Below are 11,073 nucleotides of genomic sequence, written 5' to 3' on the forward strand. Positions count from 1 at the left end.
ACGCGTTCGACGCGAGCATGGAAAGTCGCCGTGCGGCCGGGGAGGGGTCAGTCGCCGCGCCGGCCGGCGGCGAGGCCGTCGAGCAGGGTGCTGAACGCCCACCGCGCCCGCTGTTCGCCGGTGCCGGAGAACAGCTCGTCGCGGGCGCGGTGCAGGTGGGGGTGGTTGCCCGGATCGGCGTCGCGCACGGCCGACACCTGCTGGCGTACCTCGCCGTCGGCGTCGGCCGACCCGTCCCGGGTGCCCTGTTCGGCGGCCGTGGCCGTGGCGTGCTGCAGCAGCAGGTCGACGCCCCACGCCGCCTGCCGCACGGGGATGCCGCCCGCGTGCAGCAGGCCCAGCACCGCATCGACCAGCCGCAGGTAGTGCGGCCCGGAGGGGCGCAGCACCAGCGCCGACCGGGCCAGGCCCGGATGACCCATCAGGATCCGGGTGTACGCGTCGAGCAGGCCGATCACGTCCTCGCGCCAGCGCCCGGCGTCGTCGCCGGACGGCAGCGGAAGGTCCGCGATCAGCGCGTCGAGCAGGGCGGCGTGCATCTCGGCCAGGTTGTCGACGTAGACGTACAGCGACGCCGGGCCGGTGTCGAGCTCCGCCGCCAGCCGGCGCATGGTGACCCGCTCCAGGCCCTCCTCGCGCATGACGCGCAGGGCGACGCTCACCACGCCGTCCCTGCTCAGTGGCGGCTTGGCGGGGCGGTCGCGGCGACTCACGGGAACGCGCCGAGGGCTCATGAACGCGATCGTAACGAACGTGTTCGTCGACTGGCAAGGGCGTCCCCGCGACGGGCCGTCCCGGCCGGTCCGCGACGGTGCGGGCGGTGCGGGCCGGGAGCCTTGCTTTCATTGATGAGCTTTGGCATCCTCCACGTGGAAAGCGCTTTCCAGTTCTGGTGTCTCCGGGCGACGCCGGCACCGGCCACGCCTGCGCCCCGGCCGCACGCTGTCGATCGACGGCGCGTCGGCCGTGCGCCCGGCCGGCCGACCCCGGGCAGCCCGTCCCACGACCAGTTCGATCCCCTGGAGACCCCCATGCGCCTTAGCTCCATGATCGCCGCGACCGGCCTGCTGGCCGGCGCGCTCGTCGTGCTACCCCAGGCGGCGCAGGCCGCCCCCGTCCGGTACGAGGCCGAGACCTCCCCGGCGGTGTGCACCGGCACCGTCGACGCGGACTGGGCCGGCTATTCCGGCAGCGGCTTCTGCAACGCCACCAACGCCGTCGGCGCGTACGCCCAGTTCACGGTGACCGCCGCCGCTGCCGGCGCGGCGACGGTGCAGATCCGGTTCGCCAACGGCGCCACGACGGTCCGGTCGGCGGACCTGGCCGTCAACGGCGCGACCGTGCAGAACCTCGCGTTCGAGGGCACCGGCGCCTGGAGCACGTGGGTGACCAGGACGGTGTCGGTGAACCTGACCGCCGGCAGCAACACCGTCCGGCTCACCCCGACCGTCTCGGCCGGCCTGCCCAACGTGGACTACCTCGACGTCGACGCGGGCACCACGACGCCGCCCCCGGCGACGAACGCGCTCTACGTGGCCACCAACGGCGACGACGGCAACCCGGGCACCCTGGCCGCCCCGCTGCGCAGCATCCAGCGCGCGGTCGACCTCGCCCAACCCGGCCACACCATCTACCTGCGCGGCGGCACGTACGCCCCGAGCACCAACCTCCAGCTGCTCAAGAACGGCACGTCGAGCCAGCCGATCACCATGCGCAACTACGGCACCGAGCGGGTGGTCATCGACGGCGAGAACATGCCGCACACCCCCGCGCCGGTGGGCGGCAGCATCCCCCGCGCCGAGCGGGGCGCGATCCACATCGAGGGCGACTGGTGGCGGCTCGTCGGGCTGGAGATCGTCCACGGCCCGTACGCGGTGTTCGCGCTCGACGTCAACAACACCGTCTTCGACCGCCTGGTGACCCGGGACAACTACGAGTCGGGCATCCAGATCCAGGGCGCGTCGAGCAACAACCGGGTCGTCAATCTCGACTCGTACGGCAACCGTGACCCCCGAAAGAACGGGGAGAGCGCCGACGGCCTGGCCATCAAGGAGGGCTCCGGCACCGGCAACGTGGTGCGGGGCGCCCGGCTGTGGAACAACTCCGACGACGGGCTGGACTTCTGGATGTTCGAGTCGCCCATCTTGCTGGAGAACAGCCTGGCCTGGGGCAACGGCTTCAACCGCTGGAACCTGCCGGACTACACCGGCGACGGCAACGGCTTCAAGCTGGGCGGCAACGGCGTGGCGGCCAACCACACCGTGCGCAACAGCATGGCGTGGGGCAACGCCGTCGGTGGCTTCATCGACAACAACAACCCCGGCCGGCACGCCATCGACCACTGCACCGCGTGGAACAACCCGGGGGCCGGCTTCGACTTCAGCCGGTCCAGCAGCACGCTGACGAAGAACCTCGCCGTGGCCAACGGCACCGCCGCGTCGCTGGGCTCGACCTCCACCGGCAGCGGAAACTCGTGGAACATCGGCGGCACCTGGTCGCTGGCCAGCACCGACCCGGGCACGATCACCGGGCCGCGCACCGCCGACGGCTCGATCCCGTCGTCGACCTTCCTGCGCCCGGCCAACGGCGCCGACGTCGGCGCCCGCTTCTAGCCGACAGGAGAAGGCCGCAGACACGACGAAGGCCGCTGACCTGATCGATCCTGGTCAGCGGCCTTCGTGTTGCTCATCCGAGGTGCCCCCGGCAGGATTCGAACCTGCGCCCCCGCCTCCGGAGGGCGGTGCTCTATCCCCTGAGCTACGGGGGCTCAGCGACGGGAGAAGACTAGCAAACGTCCCCACCGAACGCCGAATCGGTATCCGGCCCGGCGGGTCAGGCCGCGATCGTCCGTCCGCAGCTCGGCAACGGGTGCAGCGCGATCCGCCGGGGCAGCCGGCGCGGCCACTCGTTCTTCGGCCAGGAGCCGTCGACGATGACGTGCACCGGGTTCTCCTCGGCCCCGCTGAGCCGCAGCACGAAGTCGCGGGGCAGCGGCGGGTCGACCGACGGGGTGGTGATCATGAAGCGGACCCGGCCCCGGGATGACACGGCGGAGACCACGTCGGCCGCCGGCATCGTGCCGCGCAGCCGCACCCGGCCCAGCCAGTAGACCTCGGCGAGGTGCTCCTGGGCGGCCCGGGTGATCGCCGGGTACTCCAGGCGTACCCAGCGCTCGACCGCGCCGACGCAGAGCCCGCAGGCGCGCTCGCGCGGCTCGCGCGGACCCAACCCCCAGGCCCGCAGGTACGCCCCGACGGCGCCCGCGTCGGCCCTGGGGTCGAAGCGGCGCTGGACGAGCGTGGTGAGGCTCTGCCGCGTCCACAGCTCCTCGTCCAGGCCGAACTCGTCGGGGTGGACGCCGCGCAGGACGTCGATCAGCTCCAGTTCCTGTTCGCGGCTGAGGGCTCCCGGCTCGCCCTGCCGCTGTCCGCGACGGACGGCTGCCACCGTCCCGTCACCGCCGATGGTGTGGCGTCGGCACCAGCTGGTGACCGAACGCCGTGCGTCTCTGAGTGCAACCCCCACGTCCTGCGCAACGAGCCCGAATCGCAACTGGTCACGATATGTGGGTAGAAAACTCTCTCAAGCTGGCCAAAGGGTCGGATGGCTTCTAAACGGACATGGCTCGCCTGTGGGTGGCGGATGCGGAAGGGCCCGCGCCGTCGCCGGGTTCGGCGGGAGGCGCGGGCCCTTCGGATGTCGCGGTGCGGCGGTCAGCCCTTCGCGAGCCGGTCGCGCGCGGCCGTGAGGTTGGTCAGGTCGGTCTGCTGCGTGTTCTTCATCGTCTGGGCCACCCGCACGACCTCGGGGTCGTCGCTGGCGTCCAGGATCCCGTCGATCATGTGGACCCCGCCCAAGTGGTGCTGGATCATCAGCTCCAGGAAGAGGACGTCCTTCTCCCGGCCCCGGGGGGTGTCCCGCAGCTTCGCCATCTGCTCCGGGGTGGCCATCCCCGGCATCAGGCCGTTCTTCATCGACGCCGTGCCGTCGGGCATCCACGCCATCCGCGGCTGCGACCCGGTCGGGTCGAGCCCCCAGGAGCGCAGCCACGTCTGCATGGTGCCGATCTCGCCCTGCTGGCCGGTGGCGATGTCGCCGCCGATGCTGACCACCTCGGCGTCGGTGCCCTGCTGGAACGCGATCAGCCCCATCTCCACCGCCTGGGCGTGGTGGGTGGTCATGTCCCGGGCGAAGCCCGCCTCCGCCGAGGCGTCGCCCGGCCGGGTGAGTTTCGGCGTGAGCAGGCCGCCCGCGTACCCGAGGAGGAGGCCGACCACGACGGCGGCGACCACCGCGAGCGTGCCGAACCGGCGCGCGGTCGTCGGCCCGCCGTCGCCATCGGCCGCCGGGGCCTCGGCCGTGTCGGGTTCCGTCGTCGTGGGTGCGGTCATCGGGGTCCTCGTCCCTGGCGGTGTCGGGTCACTGGGTGGGCATCGGGGTGCCGTCACGCGGCGTGGTGCCGGTGGCGGTGATGCCCGGCTCGCCGCAGTTGGCGGTGGGACCCTCGATCGACGCGTTCACCCGCAGCGTCTTGATGAACTCGTCGATCCGGCTGTCGTCGGCGTTGTCGACCTTGAGCTGGTAGCCCCACGCCTGGAGGGAGATCGGCTTGTCCTGCCCCTCGAACGGGCTGAGCATCAGCTTTTCCTGGCCCTCGACCTTGCTCTTGAGCTTGGCCACCTGGTCGGCCGGCAGGTCCGGGCGGTAGGTGATCCACACCGCGCCGTGCTCCAGGCTGTGCACCGCGTGCTCGTTGGCGATCGGGGCGTCGTAGACGTTGCCCATGCAGTTCTGCCAGGTCGCGTTGTGCGGGCCGGCCACCGGCGGGGACTGCGCGTACTTGATCGAGCCCTGCTGGTGGTTGCTGCCCTTGACCAGATCCGGGTCGGACTTGCGGAAGTTGACGATGCCGCTGATGTCGGCGGCCCGGTCCTCCCACGGCTTGGAGCCCTGGAACGTCGCCCAGGCGCCGAAGCCGATGATGGCGACGGCGAGCACGCCGACCGCGGTGAACAGCGCGATCGGGCCCCACGAACGGCCCTGGCTCACCTTCACCGGTGCGATCGGCTTGCGGGGGCCCTTGCCCTTGCCGCCCGCCGAGGGGCGTGGGGCGTCGCCCGTCGACTTGCCGGCCCCGGCCTTGGCGCCGGCCGCCGGCCGGCCCGCCCCCGGCTTCTTGCCGGTGGTGACCACGGTCGGACGGCGCTCCGGGCCGCCCGGGGTGCTGATGCTCATCGTGCCTCGTCAGGTCGGTCGGTCAGAGTGGGTGGCGGACGGTGTTCACGCGCAGGGTGGCCGCCGAGTGACCGAGTCTACCCCCGATAACATGGTTCGGTGACTCCCGCAGAACTGGCCGAGGTCGTCCTCTCCGCAGCCCACGCAGTCTTCGCCGACCGGGGCCTGGACAGCTCCGCGCTCCCGGGGCGCACCGCCGTCGAGCGACCGCGCAACCCGGAGCACGGCGACTACGCCTCGACGCTCGCCCTCCAGCTGAGCAAGAAGGTGGGCGTGCCGCCGCGCGAGCTGGCCACGGCGCTGGCCGAGCAGCTCGGCCGGGCCCCCGGGGTCAAGTCGGTGGAGATCGCGGGACCGGGCTTCCTCAACATCCGGCTCGACGCCGCCGCCGCCGGCCAGCTCGCCCGGTCGATCGTCGAGGCCGGCCCGGCGTACGGCACCGGCACGGCCCTCGCCGGCCAGAAGATCAACCTGGAGTTCGTCTCGGCCAACCCGACCGGCCCGGTGCACATCGGCGGGGTCCGCTGGGCCGCCGTCGGCGACGCGTTGAGCCGGCTGCTGCGCGCGACCGGCGCCGACGTGGGCACGGAATACTACTTCAACGACGCCGGCTCCCAGATCGACCGGTTCGCCCGGTCCCTGCTGGCCGCCGCGAAGGGCGAGCCCGCCCCGGAGGACGGCTACGGCGGCGCGTACATCGCGGAGATCGCCACCGAGGTCCGCAGCCGCCGGCCCGACGTGCTGGAGCTGGGCGACGCCGCCGCGGAGGAGGTGTTCCGGGCCGAGGGCGTCGCGTTGATGTTCGAGGAGATCAAGTCCTCGCTGCGCGACTTCGGGGTGGAGTTCGACACCTACTTCAACGAGAAGGACCTGCACGACCGGGGCGAGCTGGACCACGCCCTGGCCCGGCTGCGTGAGCAGGGCCACCTCTACGAGGCCGACGGGGCCACCTGGCTGCGCACCACCGACTTCGGCGACGACAAGGACCGGGTGCTGCGCAAGTCCAACGGCGAGTGGACGTACTTCGCCGCCGACTGCGCGTACTACCTCGACAAGCGCGAGCGCGGCTTCGACCGCGTGGTGATCATGCTGGGCGCCGACCACCACGGCTACATCGGCCGGATGAAGGCGATGTCCGCCTGCTTCGGCGACGACCCGGCCGTCAACCTGGAGATCCTGATCGGCCAGCTCGTCAACCTGGTCCGCGACGGGCAGCCGGTGCGGATGAGCAAGCGGGCCGGCACCGTGGTCACCCTGGAGGACCTGGTCGACGCGATCGGCGTGGACGCCTCCCGGTACGTGCTGGCCCGCTACTCCAGCGACTCGCCGATCGACATCGACGTGGAGCTGTGGACCCGGGCGACCCGCGACAACCCGGTCTACTACGTGCAGTACGTGGCGGCGCGCACCGCCAGCGTGGGCCGCAACGCGGCCGAGGTGGGGCTGACCCGGGGCGACGGCGAGGCGTTCCGTCCCGAGCTGCTCTCCCACGACAAGGAGAACGACCTGCTCAAGGCGCTCGCCGAGTTTCCCGCCGTGGTGGCCACCGCCGCCGAGCTGCGGGAGCCGCACCGGGTGGCCCGCTACCTGGAGGAGCTGGCCGGGGCGTACCACCGGTTCTACGACAACTGCCGGATCCTGCCGCGCGGCGAGGAGGAGGTCACCGACCTGCACCGGGCCCGGCTCTGGCTCAACGACGCCACCCGCACGGTGATCGCCAACGGGCTGCGCCTGCTGGGCGTGTCCGCCCCCGAGAGGATGTGACATGCGGGCTCACGAGGCCGGTGCGCTGCACGGCGACATCGGCAGCCGGGGGCCGGCGTGGCTGCGTACCCCGGTCGACGTCAACGCCCTGGTGCCGCCGCTCTGGCCGCGCACGGTGACCCGGGCCGCCGACGGCGCGCTCGCCGTCGGCGGGCTCGGCGTGCGCGAGATCGCGGCCGAGTTCGGCACCCCGGTGTACGTGCTCGACGAGGACGACCTGCGCTCGCGCTGCCGCGACTTCCGGGCGGCCTTCCCCGACGCCGACGTCTACTACGCGGGCAAGGCGTTCCTGTGCCGGGCCGTGGTGCGGATGATCGCCGAGGAGGGGCTCTTCCTCGACGTGTGCACCGGCGGCGAGCTGGCCACCGCGCTGTCGGCCGGGATGCCGGCGGAGCGGATCGGCTTCCACGGCAACAACAAGTCGGTGGCGGAGCTGACCCGGGCGCTGGACGCGGGGGTGGGGCGGATCGTCCTCGACTCGTTCACCGAGATCGACCGGCTCACCGCGCTGGCCCGCGAGCGTGGGGTCCGCCCCGGCGTGCTGATCCGGGTCACCGTCGGCGTGGAGGCGCACACCCACGAGTTCATCGCCACCGCGCACGAGGACCAGAAGTTCGGCTTCTCGCTGGCCGGCGGGGCGGCTGCCGCCGCCGCGTTCAAGGTCATCGACGAGGGCGTGCTGGACCTGCGCGGCCTGCACTCGCACATCGGCTCGCAGATCTTCGACGCCAGCGGGTTCGAGGTCTCCGCCCGTCGGGTGCTCGCCCTGCAGGCGCAGATCCGCGACGCCCGGGGCGTCGAGCTGCCCGAGCTGGACCTGGGCGGCGGCTTCGGCATCGCGTACACGACCCAGGACGACCCGGCGACCCCGCAGGAGCTGGCCAAGCGGCTGCGCAAGATCGTCGACGGGGAGTGCGCCGCCGAGCGGCTGGCCGTGCCGCGCCTGTCCATCGAGCCCGGCCGGGCCATCGTCGGCCCGGCGGTGTTCACGCTCTACGAGGTCGGCACGGTCAAGAACGTCGACGGCATCCGCACCTACGTGAGCGTGGACGGGGGGATGAGCGACAACATCCGCACCGCCCTCTACGACGCGTCGTACTCGGCGACGCTGGCCTCCCGGGCCTCGACCGCCGAGCCGCTGCTCGCCCGCGTGGTGGGAAAGCACTGTGAGTCCGGGGACATCGTGGTGAAGGATGAATTCCTGCCCGCTGACGTGCAGGCCGGAGATCTTGTCGCGGTGCCCGGGACGGGTGCCTACTGCCGGAGCATGGCCAGCAACTACAACCACGTGCCCCGCCCCGCGGTGGTGGCGGTGCGCGCCGGCCGGGCGCGACTGATCGTCCGGCGGGAGACGGAAGAGGACCTGCTCGCATTGGATGTCGGATGACCTCACCTGTGCGCTTGGCGCTGCTCGGCTGCGGAACGGTCGGCAGCGAGGTGGTGCGGCTGCTGCACGAGCAGTCGGCCGACCTCGCGGCCCGCATCGGCGCCCCCCTGGAGATCGCCGGCATCGCCGTGCGCCGGCTCGGCCGGGACCGGGGCGACCTGCCGGTCGACGAGGCGCTGTTCACGACCGACCCGCTCGGCCTGATCAAGCGGGACGACGTCGACGTGGTGATCGAGGTCGTCGGCGGCATCGAGCCGGCCCGGGGCTGGCTCGTCGAGGCGCTGCGGGCGGGCAAGAGCGTGGTCACCGCCAACAAGGCGCTGCTCGCCGAGGACGGCCCGGCCCTGCACGACGCGGCGGCCGAGGGCGGTGCCGACCTCTACTACGAGGCGTCGGTCGCCGGGGCCATCCCGCTGCTGCGCCCGCTGCGCGACTCGCTGCACGGCGACCGGGTCAACCGGGTCACCGGCATCGTCAACGGCACCACCAACTTCATCCTCTCCGCGATGGACGCCACCGGGGCCGGCTTCGCCGAGGCCCTGGAGGAGGCCACCGAGCTGGGCTACGCCGAGGCCGACCCGACGGCCGACGTGGAGGGCTTCGACGCGGCGGCCAAGGCGGCGATCCTCGCCTCGCTGGCGTTCCACACCCGGGTCACCGCCGCCGACGTGCACCGCGAGGGGATCACCGAGGTCACCGCCGCCGACGTGGCCAGCGCCAAGGCGATGGGCTGCACGATCAAGCTGCTCTGCATCGCCGCCCGGGGCCGCGACGCCGCCGGTCGGGAGACGGTCAGCGTGCGGGTGCACCCGGCGATGATCCCCCTGACCCACCCGCTGGCCAGCGTCGGCGACGCGTTCAACGCGGTCTTCGTCGAGGCCGAGGCGGCCGGGCAGCTCATGTTCTACGGCCGGGGCGCGGGTGGCGCGCCGACCGCCAGCGCCGTGCTCGGCGACGTGGTGGCGGTGGCCCGCAACCGCCTCGCCGGGGTGCGCGCGCCCAGCGAGTCGGCGTACGCGGATCTCGCCGTGCGGCCGATGGGGGAGGCCCTGACGCGCTACCACATCAGCCTCGACGTGGCCGACCGTCCGGGCGTGCTCGCGGCGGTGGCCGGGGTGTTCGCCCGGCACGACGTGTCCATCGCCACGGTCCGGCAGGGCTCGGCGGACGGCCCGGCCGGCTCCGGCGACGCCGAGCTGGTCATCGTCACCCACGTCGCGCCGGACGCCGCGCTCGCCGCCACCGTGGAGGAGCTGCGCGGGCTGGACATCGTGCGGTCGGTGGCGAGCGTGCTGCGGGTCGAGGGCGGGGCCTGACGCGGCTGGTCCGCCGGGCCCCGTCGGCCCCCGCCGTGGCGGCGGGCACGCCACGGCGCGCGCGTCCGCGTCTCGCCTGGTGGTTACGCTCAGGTGCGGCGTGCGCCGGTCGGCGAGGCTGGTCCACGCTGGGTGTGCCCGGCCTGTCGGCGGGGCGGTAGAGGTGAGGAGAGCGACATGTGGCGGGGTCTGATCGAGACGTACCGGGACCGGCTGCCCGTCACCGACGCCACCCCGGTCGTCACCCTGCACGAGGGGAACACCCCGCTGCTGCCCGCGCCGGTGCTCTCCGCCCGGCTCGGCTGTGACGTCTACCTCAAGGTCGAGGGGGCCAACCCGACCGGCTCGTTCAAGGACCGGGGCATGACGGTCGCGGTCTCCAAGGCCGTCGAGCACGGCGACAAGGCGATCATCTGCGCCTCGACCGGCAACACGAGCGCCTCCGCCGCCGCGTACGCGGCCCGCGCCGGGATCACCTGTGCGGTGCTGGTGCCGCAGGGCAAGATCGCGCTGGGCAAGCTGGCCCAGGCGCTGGTGCACGGCGCGCGGCTGCTCCAGGTCACCGGCAACTTCGACGACTGCCTGGCGCTGGCCGCCAAGCTCGCCCAGGACTACCCGGTCGCGCTGGTCAACTCGGTCAACCCCGACCGCCTGCAGGGGCAGAAGACGGCCGCGTTCGAGATCGTCGAGGCGCTCGGCGACGCGCCCGACATCCACTGCCTGCCGGTCGGCAACGCCGGCAACATCTCCGCCTACTGGATGGGCTACTCGGAGGACCTGCGCGCCGGCAACGCCACGAAGGCCCCGAAGATGTACGGCTTCCAGGCCGCCGGGGCCGCCCCGATCGTCACCGGTCAGGTGGTGCACGAGCCGTCGACCATCGCCACCGCGATCCGGATCGGCAACCCGGCGAGCTGGACGAAGGCCGTCGACGCCCGGGACGCCTCCGGCGGCCTGATCGCCGCCGTCAGCGACCGGGAGATCCTGGCCGCCTACCGGCTGCTGGCCCGCGAGGTCGGCGCGTTCGTCGAGCTGGGCAGCGCGGCCAGCGTCGCCGGGCTGCTCCAGCAGGCCGCCGCCGGCAAGGTGCCGGCCGGTTCGACGGTCGTCTGCACGGTCACCGGGCACGGCCTGAAGGACCCGGAGTGGGCCATCTCCACGGCTCCCGCACCGATCACCATCGGCAACGACGCCCTCGCCGCCGCCCGCTCCCTCGACCTGGCCTGAGCCCGCGCCGGGCGGCGGCCCGCCCACGTGCGGCGACGGGCGAGACACGCCGCCGGGGCGGGACGGTGCGACCCCTGGCCCGGCCGGGATGATTGCGTCGGGCACACTCTTCGTTACCGAGCTGTCCCGCCCTTCTCTTCCCAG

The 11,073-nt window shown here is 72.9% G+C and carries 9 protein-coding genes and 1 tRNA gene; 5 read left to right on the forward strand and 5 right to left on the reverse strand.

The annotated features are described in order from the left end of the window. Positions 1-47 precede the first annotated feature (47 nt). Entirely contained in the window at positions 48-734 is a 687-nt protein-coding gene (locus LPA42_RS16940; protein WP_077938516.1) for a TetR/AcrR family transcriptional regulator, read from the reverse strand. 297 nt (positions 735-1,031) lie between these two features. Between LPA42_RS16940 and LPA42_RS16945 the strand changes: the two genes are divergently transcribed. Then, positions 1,032-2,612, forward strand: coding sequence for a right-handed parallel beta-helix repeat-containing protein (locus LPA42_RS16945; RefSeq protein WP_228986676.1), 1,581 nt, complete (start codon positions 1,032-1,034; stop codon positions 2,610-2,612). Between the two features lie 83 nt (positions 2,613-2,695). On the opposite strand, the gene LPA42_RS16950 is transcribed toward LPA42_RS16945, so the two are convergent. The 4 genes from LPA42_RS16950 to LPA42_RS16965 all read right to left on the reverse strand — a co-directional run bounded on the left by LPA42_RS16950 (position 2,696) and on the right by LPA42_RS16965 (position 5,235). Then, positions 2,696-2,767, reverse strand: a tRNA-Arg gene (locus LPA42_RS16950). Positions 2,768-2,832: 65 nt separating this feature from the next. Then, positions 2,833-3,525 (reverse strand): winged helix-turn-helix domain-containing protein, encoded by a 693-nt coding sequence (locus LPA42_RS16955; RefSeq protein WP_077938517.1) that lies wholly within the window; start codon positions 3,523-3,525, stop codon positions 2,833-2,835. 188 nt (positions 3,526-3,713) lie between these two features. Then, positions 3,714-4,391 carry a DUF305 domain-containing protein gene (locus LPA42_RS16960; protein ID WP_077938518.1) on the reverse strand — a complete coding sequence of 226 codons (678 nt, stop codon included), beginning with the start codon at positions 4,389-4,391 and terminating at the stop codon, positions 3,714-3,716. A 28-nt stretch (positions 4,392-4,419) separates the two neighbouring features. Beyond that, positions 4,420-5,235 carry a DUF3105 domain-containing protein gene (locus tag LPA42_RS16965; RefSeq protein WP_077938519.1) on the reverse strand — a complete coding sequence of 272 codons (816 nt, stop codon included), beginning with the start codon at positions 5,233-5,235 and terminating at the stop codon, positions 4,420-4,422. Positions 5,236-5,334: 99 nt separating this feature from the next. On the opposite strand from LPA42_RS16965, the gene argS reads away from it, so the two are divergent. The 4 genes from argS (at position 5,335) to thrC (ending at position 10,929) form a co-directional block, all read left to right on the forward strand. Further along, a complete protein-coding gene (gene argS, locus LPA42_RS16970; protein ID WP_077938520.1) occupies positions 5,335-6,999 on the forward strand; it encodes an arginine--tRNA ligase in 1,665 nt (554 codons plus the stop codon). A gap of 1 nt (position 7,000) precedes the next feature. Further along, complete coding sequence (gene lysA, locus LPA42_RS16975) at positions 7,001-8,386, forward strand: diaminopimelate decarboxylase (RefSeq protein ID WP_043966013.1); 1,386 nt, start codon at positions 7,001-7,003, stop codon at positions 8,384-8,386. 8 nt (positions 8,387-8,394) lie between these two features. Then, positions 8,395-9,702 (forward strand): homoserine dehydrogenase, encoded by a 1,308-nt coding sequence (locus LPA42_RS16980; protein ID WP_043966014.1) that lies wholly within the window; start codon positions 8,395-8,397, stop codon positions 9,700-9,702. Between the two features lie 177 nt (positions 9,703-9,879). After that, positions 9,880-10,929: a threonine synthase gene (gene thrC, locus LPA42_RS16985; RefSeq protein ID WP_077938522.1), complete on the forward strand. Its 1,050-nt coding sequence runs from the start codon at positions 9,880-9,882 to the stop codon at positions 10,927-10,929. Positions 10,930-11,073 lie beyond the last annotated feature (144 nt).

It is taken from the genome of Micromonospora sp. DH13, from assembly GCF_020873825.1.
GTDB classification, from domain to species: domain Bacteria; phylum Actinomycetota; class Actinomycetes; order Mycobacteriales; family Micromonosporaceae; genus Micromonospora; species Micromonospora haikouensis.